This is a genomic window from Amycolatopsis solani, from assembly GCF_033441515.1.
Classification (GTDB): domain Bacteria; phylum Actinomycetota; class Actinomycetes; order Mycobacteriales; family Pseudonocardiaceae; genus Amycolatopsis; species Amycolatopsis solani.
In genome coordinates this window covers 1,216,525-1,231,026 of the sequence record NZ_JAWQJT010000002.1, presented here as the reverse complement: position 1 = coordinate 1,231,026, position 14,502 = coordinate 1,216,525, and the positions used below count along the sequence as shown (strand labels likewise).

Sequence of the window (14,502 nt, the reverse complement as noted above, 5' to 3'; positions counted from 1 at the left end):
TCACGTCCCTGGCGGGCGCACTGTGCCGGGTGCCTACTTCAGTGCCATACCGGGGATGCGGGCGCGGATCGCGTCCAGCTCCGCTTCGTCGGAGATGCCCTGCCAGTCGTAACGGGGGGTGTAGGGCGCCTCCAGCGCGCGCACTTCGTCGTCGGAGAGCACGACGTCCAGCGACGCGACGGCGTCGTCGATCTGGGCCACCGAACCCGCTCCCACCAGCGGCGCGGTCACCACGGGCTGACGGCGCAGCCAAGCCAGCGCGATCTGCGCGCGGCTCACGCCGCGTTCCGCGGCGACCTTCCCGACGGCGTCGACGATCGCGCGGTTCGACGCTTCCTCGGTGGGGGCGTAGAGCAGGTCGGCGAAGGCGCCGTCGGTGCCGGACCGCGCGGTGGACCTGGCGTCGTCCCAGGCCCGCGCCAGGCGGCCGCGGGCGAGCGGGCTCCAGATGATCGTGCCGACGCCTTCGTCGAGGCACAGCGGGATCATCTCGCGCTCCTCTTCGCGGTGCAGGAGGTTGTAGTGGTCCTGCATGGAGACGAACCGCGCCCAGCCGTGCGCCCGCTGCGTGTGGAGGGCCTTCGCGAATTCCCATGCGTGCATCGACGACGCGCCCAGGTACCGCACCTTGCCTGCCTTGACCAGGTCGTTCAGTGCTTCGAGGGTCTCCTCGAGCGGCGTGGCGTGGTCGTTGCGGTGCACCTGGTAGAGGTCGATGTAGTCGGTGCCGAGCCGGCGCAGCGAGTGGTCCACCTCGGTCATGATCGCCTTGCGGGAGAGCCCCTTGCCGTTCGGGCCGGGGCGCATCGGGTGCCGCAGCTTGGTGGCGATCACCACTTCGTCGCGGTCCGCGAAGTCCTTCAGCGCGCGGCCGAGGATCTCCTCGCTGGAGCCGTTCGAGTACATGTTCGCGGTGTCGAAGAAGGTGATGCCCGCTTCGAGCGCGTGCTTGATCAGCGGGCGCGCGTCCGCCTCGCCGAGTGACCAGACCGGGTGGCCGCGGTCGGGCTCGCCGTAGGTCATCGCGCCGATCGCGACGGGGGAGACGTCCAGTCCGGTGGTGCCGAGCTTCACGTAACGCATGGGGTTCTCCTGCCAGAGGAACATGCGGAGGATTCTCCGCGAGTTCGAAACTAGCGGAGGATTCTCCGCGTGTCAAAGATGGGGCATGATCGGGGCATGACCGACGGGACGTACGGCACTCAGCGCAAGGCCGCCGCGCGCAACCGGGTCGCGATCATCGAAGCCGCCCACGAGCTGTTCGCGGCCGACCCGCTGGTGCCGCTGAGCGAGGTGGCCAAGCACGCGGGCGTCGGCGCCGGGACGCTGTACCGGCACTTCCCGTCCCGCGAGGACCTGATCCTGGCGGCCTACCAGCACGACATCGAGCGCCTGACCGCCGAGGCGGACGCCGTGCTGGCCCGGCAGGCGTCCGCGAAGGCGGCGTTCGTCGAGTGGTTCGAGACCCTCGCCGGCTACATCCGCCTCAAGCACGGGCTGGGCGACGCCCTGCACAGCGCCGCGGCCCAGGACCTCATCAGCGCTTCGTGGGCGCCGGCGACCGCGGCGGTGAAGAAGCTCGTCGACGCCTGCGTGGCGGAAGGCACGATCGCGCCGGGCCACGACCCGGCGGACATCATCATGCTCATGAGCTTCCTGTGGCGGGTGGCCGACGACGACGCGGGCGAGGCGCAGGGGCGGCGGCTGATCGCCGCGGTGTTTACCGGGCTGTCGGCACCCCCGGTCCCACTCCGGCGGCGCGATTGACCGCCGTCACGACGGGGTACTCGCCGTCCGAACCGCGGAGCTCCGCCGCGGACTGGGGAAAGCGAGGCGGCGTTGAGCATTCCGATCGAGTTCGGCCCCGACACCGAGTTCTCGTTCGAGCGGGAGCTGCGCGGCTACGTGGAGGCGGTCGCCAAGGCCGTCGGCGTCGGGCCGGAATCCTGTGCTTCCGACGCGGGCACGCCGGCCGCGGCCTACGTCGCCCTCGACTGGCGGCCGGCCCGTTTCCCCGGCCACGACCTCGCCCTCGTCTGGGACGAACGGCACGGCTGGGCCGCGGCGATCGAGGGCACGGCGGGCGACCCTTCGACGGTGCTGGCCCACCTCGGCGGCGAAGCCGTCCCCGAACCCCGTGCGGTGGTGCGGTTCCTGGCCGCCGTGCGCGCGGGCGACCCGGGCGCGGGCCCGTCCGAAGCGCCGGCGCTGCGCGAAGCGGGCGACCACGAACAGCTGCTGAGCGCCCTGCTCGCGCGGCAATAGTTCCGTAGCCGTACGGGGCGGCTCCCCGGTTGTTCTTCTACCCGGCGTCACCGGAAAGTGACCGGCAGCAACCTCGAAAAGGAGCTGCCGTGAACCCGAGACAACGCTTGCTGGGCGCGTTCGCCGCCGTCCTCGCCCTCCCGCTGTTCGCCGTGCCCGCCGCGCACGCGGACGCCACGCCACCCGCGGTCACCCCGCTCGGCGGGACGCCGCTGCCCGCGGACGTCTCGCCGTCTTCGGTCGGCGGGACGCCCGCGTCGGTCGAGGACTACCCGTTCATCGTCGCCGGGCTGCGCGAAGGCGGGTCGCGGCCGCTCGGCCAGACCTGCACCGGCTCGGTCGTCGCCCCGCGCAAGATCCTCATCGCCGCCCACTGCAAGGCGGCCGAGGGCCAGAAGTCGTTCCTCTACGGGCTCGACGACCTCAGCGCCGGCGGCGGCACGCCGATCGGCGTCGTCAGCTACGACACGCACCCGAAGTACGTCAACTTCGACCAGGGCTACGACGTCGCGGTGGTGACCACCGACCGGGACGTCCCGGTGCCGGGTGGGCAGTACGCGAAGGTCGCGACCTCGGCCGACACCGACCTGAACAAGCCGGGCAAGACCGGGCTCGGCCTCGGTTACGGCAAGAAGGACTTCAACGACAACACCCGCGACGTCACGCTGGCGAAGTTCAGCCTGCCGATCGTGGCCGGGAGCAACTGCAGCGGGGTCGGCGCCGGGTTCCAGGAAGCCACCATGATCTGCAGCGGCTACGCCGACGGCCACGTCACGATCCTGCCCGGCGACAGCGGCGGGCCGCTGCTCGTCGACGGCAAGGTCGCCGGCGTCGCTTCGTGGAGCCGCAGCGACTTCAAGTGGTACAGCGTCTACGGCCGCCTGAACAACGACATGGGCGACTGGGTGAAGCAGCAGATCGGCGACGGCACGCCGCCGGAGACGTTCGGCCTCGGGGTCACGCCGGGCACGGTGCAGGCCGAACCCGGCAAGTACGTCTCCGCGTCGGTGACGAGCACCGCCGGGAAGAACGGCCCGGAAAAGGTCGACCTCGCCGCGTCCGGCCTGCCGGACGGTGCGAAGGCGACGTTCCAGCCCGCGTCGATCACCTCGGGCGACACCGCGAAGCTGACGATCGAAACGTCCGCGAGCACCCCGCGGGGGGACTACCCGGTCACGATCACCGGGACCGGTCCGAGCGGGACGGCGACCGCGAAGCTGACCCTGACCGTCGGCACCGGGACGCCGCCCACCGGTGACCTCGAGGTCAGCGTCGACCCGGGGAGCGGGACCGTGCAGCCCGGCTTCTTCACCACCGCGACGGTCACCGTGTCCGGCGGCACCGGCACCGTGACGCTGTCGGCGTCCGGGCTTGCGTTCGCCCCGTTCTTCACCCCCGCCACGGTGAACGGCGCCGGGACGTCGCGGATGCAGGTGGCCGGCCCGTTCCAGCGCGGGACCTACCCGGTCACCGTCACCGCGAAGGACTCCACCGGCAAGACGGCGACGGCGAAGTACACGCTGACCGTCCGATGAGGACGGGGAACGGGGAGGCTGTGGCCTCCCCGTTCCGGCGTCAGAAGGTGATCGTGAAGCCGTCCAGCGTGCCGGTGTCGAAGCGGAAGACGTCCCGGACCCGCAGCTGCCAGGTGCCGTTCGCGGTTTCCGCCGCCGCGTTCACCGTGTAGGTGGTGTGGAGGCCCGCCGAGGAGCCGCTCCCGCCGGCCTTGTGCAGCGGGAAGACCGTGCCGCCCGGCCCGATCAGGTCGACGGCCAGGTCACCGGTGTAGGTGTGGCTGATGTCCACCTTCACCGCCAGCGCGGCCGGTGCCTTGCCGTCACAGCCGTCCTGGGTGACCGAGCTGGTGACCGCGGCACCGGCGTCCGGGATCGCCACCGGTGTCGTGTTCGACCGGGCGCCGCACTTCGACGGCGGGGTGCCACCGCCGATGAAGGACACGTTCAGCAGCTTGTTCGGCGATCCGCTGCCGGCGTTCTTGACGACGCCGGAGGTCGCGCCGCCGACGAGCGCGTCCCGCACCTGCTGGGCCGTGGCGCCGGGGTTCGCGGCCAGGTACAGCGCGGCCGCACCGGTGACGTGCGGGGTCGCCATCGACGTGCCGCTCATGTTCGCGCTGCTGCCGTTGGACAGCCCGAGCGACGTGATGTTGTTGCCCGGCGCGAAGAGATCGGTGCAGCTGCCGTAGTTGGAGAAGGACGCGCGGTTGTCGTTCTCGTCGGAGGCGTTGACCGTGATCGCCTCGGGGACGCGCGCCGGGCTGGTGCCGCACGCGTCCGTGGAGCTGTTGCCCGCGGCCACCGAGTAGACGATCCCGGCCGCGATCGACCGCTTGATCGCGTCGTCGCCGACCCCGACCTGGTCCATGGTCAGGCTCATGTTCGCCACCGCGGGCTTGGCGGCGTTGGCCGTGACCCACTCGATCGCGTCGACCGCGGCGGAGTCCGGGCCGTTGCCGGAGCAGTCGTTGCCGAGCACCTTGAGCCCGACGAGCTTGACCTTCTTCGCGACGCCGTAGGTCTTGCTGCCGATCGTGCCCGCGGTGTGCGTGCCGTGGCCGTTGCAGTCGCTCCCGTTGCCTCCGACGAAGTCCTTGCCGATCGACGCGCGGCCTTCGTACTCCGGGTTGTCCGGCTTGATCCCGGTGTCGAGGTCGTAGGCGGTGACGCCCTCACCGGTGTTCGGGTAGGTGTAGGAGTTGTCGCGGGGGAGGTTCGCCTGGTCGATGCGGTCCAGGCCCCAGGTCGGGTTGGTCTGCGTCCCGGCGGCGCGCGCGGTGCCGTCCTCGTAGACGGCCGCCACCGCCGGGTCGGCGGCCAGCCGCCGCGCCTGCTGCGCGGTGAGGTGCCGGGCGGAGAACCCGTGCAGGACCCGGGAGTACGTCGACCGGACCTCGCCGCCGTACCGGTCGGCGAGCGAAGCCGGCGCGCTGAGCGCCGGGCCGTCCTCGAGCACCACGATGTACTGGTCGCCGTAGTGCTGCCGGGCGGGGACCACGGTGCCCTCCGGCTGCGCGGCGGTCGCGACGCCGGCGGTGGCCAGCGCGGCCACGACCGCCGCGGCGACGGCGCCCGCCTTGCGGTGAACTGTGCGCATGCTTCGACTCCACTCACTCGAACAGGTGAATCGCGGGGCGGTGACCGAGAGCCACCGCCGTCTCACTGTCGGGTGGGCTCACCTGCGCTAACAAGCGAGGCAGCGCCCCGTAGGCCTACGTAACTAATGCCTTTCGCGGTTCCCCTACGAAAGTTCCGTGCCCGGTCGCGCGGGTTCCGCTCGCCCGAACGGCGGACCTAAGCTCCGAGCACCGGACAGGGTGGTTCGGTACGCGATGCCGCTTTTCAGGGGGGCGGGCGATGACGAACGGGATCGTGGCCAGGACCGGCTCGCCGGTCCTGATCGGGCGGACGGCCGAGCTGGCCGCGCTGGTGTCCGCCGCGCTGAGCCCGCCCGCGGTCCTCGTGCTCGAGGGCGAGGCGGGCGTGGGCAAGACCCGGCTGGCCGCCGAGCTCCTGGCCCGGCCCGCGCTCGCCGGGTTCCGGGTGCTGGCCGGCCGGTGCCGTCCGCAGCGGGAGCCTTTCCCGTACGGCGTGGTCGTCGAAGCGCTGCGGGACGCGGGGAAGTACCTGCCGTCGGCTCCGGCGCCGGGCCCGCTCATCGGCGTCCTCGGCCGCCACCTCCCGGAACTGGCCCCGCTGCTGCCCGCCGCGCCGGACCGGCTGGGGGACCGCCGCGCCGAGACGCACCGGTTCTTCCGCGCGGTCCGCGAGCTGCTCGACCTGCTGGGCCCGCTGGTGCTGGTGATCGAGGACCTCCACTGGGCCGACGACGGTTCGCGGCGGCTGCTGCGGTTCCTGATGGGGGACTTGCCGCCGGGGACCGTCCTGCTGGTCAGCTACCGGCCCGAAGACGTGCCGGGCGGGATCCCGCTGGGCCGCGCGCACCGGCCGGCGCCGGGCAGTTCGACCACGCTGGTCCGGCTCGGCCCCCTCGGCCCCGACGGCGTCCGGCAGCTGGCCGCGGCCCTGCTCGGCGACCCCGGTTTGTCCGGCGCGTTCGCGGCCCGGCTGCACGAACGCACGGCCGGGATCCCGTTCGTCGTCGAGGAAGTCGTGCACGCGCTGCCGGGCCCGGTCACCGGCGGGGTGCTGGACACCGTCGAAGTGCCCGCGCTGGTGCGCGAAGCCACCGTCGAGCGGCTCGGGTCGCTGCCGCTCGTGGCGCGGCGGATCGCCGAAGCCGCCGCGGTGCTCGCCGAGCCCGCGCCGGTCGAACTCCTCGCCGCGGTCGCGGGACTGGGTCCGGCTCGCGGCCGGTACGCGCTCGTCTTGGCCCTCGAGCGGGCGGTGCTGGTCGAGGCCGCCGAGTGCCGCTACGGCTTCCGGCACGACCTCGCCCGGCGAGCGGCGTACGGCACGGTGCCCGGGCCGGTGCGGCAGGAACTGCACCGGCGGGCCGCCCGCGCGCTGGCCGGACGGCGCCCGGAGCCCTGGCTGCGGCTGGCCGAGCACAGCCGGAAGGCGGGGAACGCGGCCGACGCGGTCCGCTACGGCGAAGCCGCGGCCGACCGCGCGATCGACGCGGGCGACCCGGCGACCGCCATCGGGCTGCTGCGCGGGTTGCTGGCCGCGCCGGACCTCGATCCGTCCGATGTGGACAGACTGGCGGCGAAGCTGGCCTCGGTGGCCGCGAACGGCGTCTCGCAGGCGGAAGTCGTGGCCACGCTGGAAGGGCTGCTGTCCGGCGACCGGCTCTCCGGGCGGCTGTCGGCGGAGATCCGGCTCAGCCTCGGGCTGCTGCTGGCCCGCCAGGCGGGTGGCCTGGAGGCGGCGCGCGCCGAGATCGAGGTGGCGCTGCCGGGCCTCGGGCACCGGCCGGACCTCGCCGGGCGGGCGATGGCGGTGCTCGCGCAGCCGTGGATCGGCGCGACGCCGTTGCGCGCGCACCTGCCCTGGCTCGACCGGGTCGACGGGCTCATCGCCACCGCCGAAGACACGCGGCTGCGGCTGACGCTGATGGCCAACAACATCCCGTCCCGCCTGCACATCGGCGACCCGCGCGCGTGGGCGGCGCTCGACGCGGCCCCGGTGAGCGCCGCGTCGGCCGAGGAACAGCGCCAGCTGGCGCGGCTGTACTGCAACGCCGCCGACGCGGGCGCGTGGACCGGGCACCACCGCCGGGGTCGCGGCCTGCTGGAACGCGGGATGCAGCTCGCGGCCGACGCCGGGACACCGTACGTCGTCAGCACGGCCCGGACCACCGGCGTCCACATCGACTGGCTGAGCGGCGCGTGGGCCGGCCTCGACGACCGCGCGCGGGCGCTGCTGGCGGAGTACCGCGACCTGCTGCCGGTGAGCAGCGAGCTGTCGCTGGTGCTGGGCCTGCTCGCGAGCGCCCGCGGCGCGTGGGACCGGGCGGCCGAGTGCTTCGCGGCGACCGGGGTCGAGCGGCCGGAGAACGCGTTCACCCCGGTGGTGGTCGCCGCGCACGGCGGGATCGCCGGGATGCTGCTGGCCCAGGACACCGCCGACGCGGCGGCCGCCGAAGCCGCGCGCGGCCTGGACCTGGTGCGCACCAAGGGCGTCTGGGCGTGGTCGGGCGACCTGATCCCGGCGGCCGTGGTGGCGTTCTGCCGGACCGGGCGCGCGGACGAGGCCCGCGACGTGCTCGCCGAGCTCGACCGCGAAACCCGCGACCTGGCGGCCCCGCTGGCCCGCGCGGTCCTCACCGAGGGCCGCGGCATCGTCGCGGCCCACGACGGCGACGTGGCGAGCGCGATCGAGGCGTTCGACGAGGCCCACGCCCGTTACGAGCGCCTCTCGGCGCCCTACCCGGCGGCCCTGGCGGCGGAACGCCGCGCGAGGTGCCGCTTCGAGGCGGGCGACGCGGCCGCGGCGAGCGAGTTCGGCGGCCTCGCCGACACGTTCGCCGCACTGGGCGCCACCCGCGACGCGGCCCGCTGCCGCCACACGTTCCGCTCGACGGGCGCGACGGCCCCCTCCCGCCGCGGCCGCCGCGGCTACGGCGACGAACTGTCCCCGCGCGAGCGCGACGTGGCCCGCCTGCTGACCGACGGGCACACGAACCGGGAGATCGCGGAAGTGTTGTTCCTGTCCCGGCGCACGGTCGAGCAGCACGTGGCCAACGTGCTGCGCAAGTTGAAGGTGCGTTCGCGGGGTGAGCTCGTGCGGGTGCGGACGGGGTGAGCCGGCGGCGGGGCCAGGCCGGAGGTCGAGCAGCACGTCGCCAACGTGCTGCGCAAGCTGAAGGTGCGCTCGCGGGGCGAGCTCGTGCGGGTGCGGCGGGGTGAGCGGCCGGCGGGGCCAGGCGCACAGGTGGCCGACCAGACGGCCTTCCGGGCGCGGCGGCGCGCACGCCCAGCCGGGGGAGTGCTGGTCGAGCGGCCGCAGCCGGCGGGGTCAGGGGAAGAGGTGGACGGGCACCAGGGCCCAGACGACCTTCCCCGGCGCGGTGGCGCGGACGCCCCAACCCTGCGAAAGCTGGTCGATCAACCGCAGCCCGTGCCCGTTCCCCGCGGCCACCCGCTCGATCGACGGATCCCCGTCGGACACCTCGACCAGCAGGCCACGCCGTTCGCGGGTGATGCGCAGGCGGGCCGGCTGCCCGGTGTGGCGGTAGGCGTTGCCGACGAGTTCGTCGACCACCAGGAGCAGTGCCCCGAGCAGTTCGTCCTGCGGCAAGCCGAAGCCGAGGCAGTCCGCGACGATCGAGCGGACCCGGCGCAGCAGCGGGCGGGTGCTGAGGTCGAGCGTCAGTTCCGCGGACGCGGCCACCCGCAGGCTGAGCCAGTCCACCACCTGCGCCCACTCCGGTGGCAGTGGCCCGAGGTCCTCCGAGCCCGCCGTCTCCCCGCCGGCCATGCGCACCCACCCTCTCTGCCGGTCCACCCCTCCGCAGGGGTTCGGCGCCGCCGGCCGGGTGGATGGGTCGGGGGAACCCGGGCAGACTGGAACCGGTGACCGAAGGTGAGCTGACCGCACAGAAGGTGGTCGACCGCGAAGTCCCCACCGAGCCCCGCATCTCCCCGGACGGCCGCTGGGTGGCCTACGTGACGTCCCCGGTGGGGAGGGTGGGCCGCCGCCGGTCGAGCACCCTGTGGCTGGCGCGGGCCGACGGCAGCGAGCCACCCCGCCGGGTGACCCCGGGCACCGCGGACGACTCGAGCCCGAGGTGGGCTCCCGACTCGGGGTCGGTGTTCCTGTTGTCGGACGCGCAGCTGCACCGGCTCGACCTCACCGGAGGCGCGGCCGAGCGCTTGACGGACCTGCCCGGCGGCGTGACGGCCTTCGCGCCCCTGCCGGACGGCACCGAGGTGGCCCTGATCGCCCCAGCCGCGGAGGCCGGTCCCGACCGCTTGTGGCTGCTCGACCTCCCCACTCGCGAGGTCCGCCCGGCCGGTGACCTCGGCGACCGCCACGTGCGGGAAGTCGCCCCGCGGCCCGACGGGCAGGCACTCGCCGTCCTCACCTGGGCGACGGCCGACCGGGATCCGGGACTCTTCGAGCCCGGGCTCCATCTCGTCGACGTCGCCACCGGGAGTACCGAAGACCTCGGCACCCCCGCCATCGAAGCCGCCGACCTCGTCTGGTGGCGCCACGAAACCGCCTGGCAGCTCGGCTACCTCGGCCTCACCCCGCCCGGCCTCATCGGCGGCAACGCCGTCTTCGCCGTCCCCGGCCACCGCAACCTCACGGAAGGCTTCACCTCCTGCCCGGTCGAATTCGCCCAGGCCGCCGGCCCGCTCGCGGTGTTCGCCGACGGCCTGGACACCGTCATCCGCCGGCTCGATCCCGCCACCGGAACCTTCGCCGACGTCGAGCGCGCCCGGGGCGCCCTGAGCGGGCTCACCGTCAGCGACGAGGGCACCTACGCCGTCGTCGCGAGCGTCGGCAGCGAACCCGAAGAAGTCCGGGCCCGCCGCCGGATCACCCAGGCCGGCCCCGGGGGAATCCGCTGGGCCGGTCAGGAACGCCTCGCGTACCGGGCGGAAGACGGCACCGAGCTCGACGGGCTGCTCGTCCTCCCGCCCGGCACCACCCGGGCGGACGGCCCGTTCCCGCTGGTCACCCTCGTCCACGGCGGCCCGTACGACCGCTACGCCGACCGCTTCCACCTCGGCTGGTACCCCTGCGCGCAATGGCTCGCGGCCGCCGGGTTCGCGGTGTTCCACCCGAACGCCCGCGGCGGCCTCGGCCACGGCCACGCCTTCGCGCTCAGCGTCGCCGGAGACGTCGGAGGCGCGGAATTCACCGACGTCCTCACCGGGATCGACCTCCTCGTCGCCGAAGGCGTCGCCGACGAGGACCGGCTCGGGATCGGGGGCTGGAGCCACGGGGGTTTCTTCGCCGCCTGGGCCGTCGCGCACACCGATCGCTTCAAGGCCGCCGTCGTCGGGGCCGGGGTCATCGACTGGCCGTTGCTCGCCGCCACCGGGGAGCACACCCGGTTCGAAGCCGCGCTGGGCGGGAAGCAGCAGAGCCCGATCACCTTCGCCGACCGGATCCGGACGCCCGTGCTCATCCTGCACGGCGAGTGCGACACCAACGTCCCGCTCTCGCAGGCCGAGCTCCTGCACGACGCGCTCGGCGACCGCGAGCACGAGTTCGTCGTCTACCCGCGGGAGAACCACTCGATCCGCGAACGCGACCACCAGATCGACGTCCTGGACCGCTCGCGCGAGTGGTTCTCCCGGTGGCTCACACCTGCTCGCCCAGCTTGAACTCCGCCTCCCCGGTGCTGAACGAGAACCCGTCCGCGCCGATGGTGACGTCGGCTTCGCGCGGCTCGGACCGGGCGACGACCGGCTGGACCGCGCCGTCGAGGTCCAGCACCACCGACGCGTCGGTGTACCAGCTCGGCACCACCGGGTTGCCCCACCAGTCGCGGCGCTGGTTGTCGTGGACGTCCCAGGTGATCACCGGGTTGTCGGGGTCGCCGGTGTAGTAGTCGTGGGTGTAGATCTCGACGCGGTGCCCGTCGGGATCGCGGACGTAGAGGTAGAACGCGTTCGACACGCCGTGGCGGCCCGGGCCGCGCTCGATCATGCCGGACTTCCGCAGGGCACCCAGGTGGTCGCAGATGTGCAGGATCTGGTGCCGCTCGTGCGAGGCGAACGCGATGTGGTGCAGGCGAGGGCCGTCGCCGCCGGTCAGGGCGACGTCGTGGACCGTCGGCTTGCGGAACATCCAGGCCGCGTACACCGTGCCCTCGTCGTCCTGGATGTCCTCCGACACGCGGAAACCCAGGCCCTCGTAGTACTTCCGGGCCGCCGGGACGTCCGGGGTGTCCAGGTTGAAGTGGTCCAATCGGGACAGGGCTCCGGCGCCGTGGACGTCGTAGCGCTGCGTGAACCGCTCGACGTGCTCGGCGTCGTGGAAGAACTCCACCGGGAACCCGAGCGGGTCGGTCACCCGCACCGCCTCGCCGATCCCGCGCGTGGCTCCCGCCGGACGACGTTCCACCCGGACGCCGAGCTCGCGGTAGTACGCCTCGGCGAGGTCGAGGTCGCCGGGCGTGCGCACCCGGTAGGCCAGCACGCCCAGCGCGGCCGTGGACCCCTTGCGCAGCACCAGTGAATGGTGCAGGTACTCCTCGAAAGCGCGGAGGTACAGGGCGGAGGCGTCTTCGTGGGTGACGACGAGCCCGAGCACGTCGACGTAGAACGCCCGGGACGCCGCCAGGTCGGTGACGACGAGCTCGGCGTACGCGCAGCGGATGACGTCCGGCGGGGTGGCGGTCATGACTGTCCCTTCCGGCCGGTCCCGAAGCGGGCGGTGTGCACCGGCCCGAGCGAGACGTGGATCGCCTGCTGGTGGGTGTAGAAGTCGAGCGAGCGGTAGCCGCCTTCGTGGCCGAGGCCGGACGCCTTGACCCCGCCGAACGGCGTCCGCAGGTCGCGGACGTTGTGCGAGTTCAGCCAGACCATCCCGGCCTCGACCGACTGCGCGAAGGTGTGCGCCCGCCGCAGGTCCGACGTCCAGAGGTAGGCGGCCAGCCCGTACTTGACGTCGTTGGCCAGCGCCAGTGCTTCGGCTTCGGTGTCGAACGGCGTCAGCGCGACCACCGGCCCGAAGATCTCCTCCTGGAAGATCCGCGCGGTCGAAGGCACGTCCGCGAACACCGTCGGCGCCACGTAGTTGCCGCTGTCCAAGCCGGACGGACGCCCGCCACCGGCGAGCAGCCGGCCTTCGGACTTGCCCAGTTCGACGTAGCTCATCACCTTGGCGTAGTGCTCGGGGTGCACCAGCGCGCCGACTTCCGTGGCCGGATCGTGCGGATCACCCACGACGATGGTGCGCGCCCGCTCGGCGTACCGGGTGCAGAACTCCTCGTAGATCGGGCGCTGCACGAGGATCCGGCTGCCCGCGGTGCAGCGTTCGCCGTTGAGGGAGAACACGCCGAAGAGCGTCGAGTCGAGGGCGGCGTCCAGGTCGGCGTCGGCGAAAACGATGGCCGGGGACTTGCCGCCGAGCTCCATCGACATGCCCTTGAGCCCGGCCGCGCAGTTGCGGTAGATCGTCTGCCCGGTGGTGGTCTCGCCGGTGAACGAGATCAGCGGGACGTCCCTGTGCTTCACCAGCGCGTCGCCCGCCTCCTCGCCGAAGCCGTTGACCAGGTTGAAGACCCCGGACGGCAGCCCGGCGTCGGCGAAGATCGCCGCCCACAGGCTCGCCGAAAGCGGCGTGAACTCGGCCGGCTTGAGCACCACCGTGCAGCCCGAAGCCAGTGCCGGCGCGAGCTTCCAGCTCTCCAGCATGAACGGCGTGTTCCACGGCGTGATCAGCCCGGCCACCCCGACCGGCTTGCGGTGCACGTAGTTCACCTGCCGCCCGGGCACCTGGTAGGTGTCGTCGGCCTGGGCGACGACGAGGTCGGCGAAGAACCGGAAGTTCTCGGCCGCGCGCTGCGCCTGCCCGAGCGCCTGGGTGATCGGCAGGCCGGTGTCGAACGTCTCCAGCTCGGCCAGCCGGTTGTCCTGCGCTTCGACGGCGTCGGCGATCTTGTTCAGCACCCGGGCCCGCGCCCGGGGCAGCATGCGCGGCCACGGGCCTTCGGTGAACGCCGTCCGCGCCGCGGCGACCGCGCGGCCGACGTCTTCGGCCTGGCCCGCCGCGGCGGTCGCGTACGGGGTGTTCGACACCGGGTCGAGCACGTCGAACGTCTTGCCCGACACGCTGTCGACGAGCTCGCCGCCGATGTAGTGCTTGAGTTCGCCCGGCAGTCCTGCCGGGACGTAGTGGGTCATGCCTTCCCCTCCACAGTGAAACCTTCGGCCGGGCTGAGGTACGGAGCGCCTTCGGCCATGAAGTCCTTGATCCGGGCGATCCCGGCCTCGGTCGGCGTGATCAGCGGCGGCCGCACGTGCCCGGACGCGATCAGCCCGCGGTGCTCGAGCACCCACTTCCCGGGCGCCGGGTTGGTTTCGACGAACAGCAGGTCGACCAGCGGGTGCAGGCCGTAGTGGAGCTCCCGCGCCCGCTCGTGGTCGCCCGACTGCCAGGCGGTGTACATCTCCGCGCACGCGGCCGGGGCGATGTTGGCCGTGGCGCTGACGAAGCCCGCGCCGCCGAGGGCCAGCAGCGGCAGGCAGAGCAGCTCGATCCCGGACCACACCAGCAGGCTCCGCCCGCACAGGTGCAGCACGCGGGAGAAGTGCTCGAAGTCCTTCGTCGTCTCCTTGATCCCGACGAAGTTCTCGCACGACCGGAACAGCCGCGCGACCGTCTCCGGCGCGAGGTCGACCGCGGTGCGGCTCGGCACGTTGTAGGCGACGATCGGCAGGTCCGGGAACTCCCGGCAGACCGTGCGGTACCAGACGAACAGCGCGTCCTGCGTCGGCCGGGCGTAGTACGGCGTGATGACCAGGGCGGCGTCGATCCCGGCGTCCCGGGCGAGCCCCGTCAGCTCCAGGGTTTCGTCGAGCTTCGCCGACCCGGTGCCCGGGACGAACGGCACGCGGTCGTCCACCGCGGCGGCCACCGTGCGGATCGCCTCGGCGCGCTCGGCAACGGTCTGCGAACCGGGCTCGCCGGTCGAGCCGCCGATCGAGATGCCGTGCGAGCCCGAGGCGAGCTGCCAGCGCACGAGGTTCTCGAGGCCGCCGTGGTCGACGGCCCCTTCGGCGGTGAACGGCGTCATCAGCGGCGCGATCGACCCGCGGATGGCCTGGGGGTCGGAGCGGAATCGCATGGGTGGTCC

Annotated in this window: 11 protein-coding genes; 5 read left to right on the top strand and 6 right to left on the bottom strand. The window is 73.1% G+C overall.

Annotation, left to right across the window (positions count from 1 at the left end; translation table 11 throughout):
• Window positions 1–33: 33 nt before the first annotated feature.
• Complete coding sequence (locus SD460_RS26225; protein ID WP_290056197.1) at window positions 34–1,083, bottom strand: aldo/keto reductase; 1,050 nt, start codon at window positions 1,081–1,083, stop codon at window positions 34–36.
• Between the two features lie 96 nt (window positions 1,084–1,179).
• On the opposite strand from SD460_RS26225, the gene SD460_RS26220 reads away from it, so the two are divergent.
• From SD460_RS26220 to SD460_RS26210, 3 genes are all read left to right on the top strand, one after another.
• The gene (locus SD460_RS26220; RefSeq protein ID WP_290056198.1) at window positions 1,180–1,767 is read left to right on the top strand and encodes a TetR/AcrR family transcriptional regulator; all 588 of its coding nucleotides are present in this window, start codon (window positions 1,180–1,182) and stop codon (window positions 1,765–1,767) included.
• 72 nt (window positions 1,768–1,839) lie between these two features.
• Complete coding sequence (locus SD460_RS26215) at window positions 1,840–2,265, top strand: DUF6292 family protein (RefSeq protein ID WP_290056199.1); 426 nt, start codon at window positions 1,840–1,842, stop codon at window positions 2,263–2,265.
• 89 nt (window positions 2,266–2,354) lie between these two features.
• A complete protein-coding gene (locus tag SD460_RS26210) occupies window positions 2,355–3,800 on the top strand; it encodes a trypsin-like serine protease (protein ID WP_290056200.1) in 1,446 nt (481 codons plus the stop codon).
• Window positions 3,801–3,840: 40 nt separating this feature from the next.
• On the opposite strand, the gene SD460_RS26205 is transcribed toward SD460_RS26210, so the two are convergent.
• The gene (locus tag SD460_RS26205) at window positions 3,841–5,379 is read right to left on the bottom strand and encodes a S8 family peptidase (protein ID WP_290056201.1); all 1,539 of its coding nucleotides are present in this window, start codon (window positions 5,377–5,379) and stop codon (window positions 3,841–3,843) included.
• Window positions 5,380–5,639: 260 nt separating this feature from the next.
• On the opposite strand from SD460_RS26205, the gene SD460_RS26200 reads away from it, so the two are divergent.
• Entirely contained in the window at window positions 5,640–8,489 is a 2,850-nt protein-coding gene (locus SD460_RS26200) for an ATP-binding protein (RefSeq protein ID WP_290056202.1), read from the top strand.
• 213 nt (window positions 8,490–8,702) lie between these two features.
• On the opposite strand, the gene SD460_RS26195 is transcribed toward SD460_RS26200, so the two are convergent.
• Window positions 8,703–9,164: an ATP-binding protein gene (locus SD460_RS26195; RefSeq protein WP_290056203.1), complete on the bottom strand. Its 462-nt coding sequence runs from the start codon at window positions 9,162–9,164 to the stop codon at window positions 8,703–8,705.
• Between the two features lie 95 nt (window positions 9,165–9,259).
• Between SD460_RS26195 and SD460_RS26190 the strand changes: the two genes are divergently transcribed.
• Window positions 9,260–11,023: a S9 family peptidase gene (locus SD460_RS26190; protein ID WP_290056204.1), complete on the top strand. Its 1,764-nt coding sequence runs from the start codon at window positions 9,260–9,262 to the stop codon at window positions 11,021–11,023.
• Here the strand turns inward: SD460_RS26190 and hpaD are convergent.
• Genes hpaD through dapA form a run of 3 tightly spaced genes read right to left on the bottom strand, consistent with a single transcriptional unit; the run spans window position 11,001 to window position 14,493 of the window.
• On the bottom strand, window positions 11,001–12,044 hold the full coding sequence (hpaD, locus tag SD460_RS26185) for a 3,4-dihydroxyphenylacetate 2,3-dioxygenase (RefSeq protein ID WP_290056205.1): 1,044 nt from the start codon (window positions 12,042–12,044) through the stop codon (window positions 11,001–11,003). The genes SD460_RS26190 and hpaD overlap by 23 nt on opposite strands.
• Window positions 12,041–13,549 carry a 5-carboxymethyl-2-hydroxymuconate semialdehyde dehydrogenase gene (gene hpaE, locus SD460_RS26180; RefSeq protein ID WP_290056206.1) on the bottom strand — a complete coding sequence of 503 codons (1,509 nt, stop codon included), beginning with the start codon at window positions 13,547–13,549 and terminating at the stop codon, window positions 12,041–12,043. The genes hpaD and hpaE overlap by 4 nt, the downstream gene beginning before the upstream one ends.
• On the bottom strand, window positions 13,546–14,493 hold the full coding sequence (gene dapA, locus SD460_RS26175; protein WP_290056207.1) for a 4-hydroxy-tetrahydrodipicolinate synthase: 948 nt from the start codon (window positions 14,491–14,493) through the stop codon (window positions 13,546–13,548). The genes hpaE and dapA overlap by 4 nt, the downstream gene beginning before the upstream one ends.
• Between the last annotated feature and the right edge of the window lie 9 nt (window positions 14,494–14,502).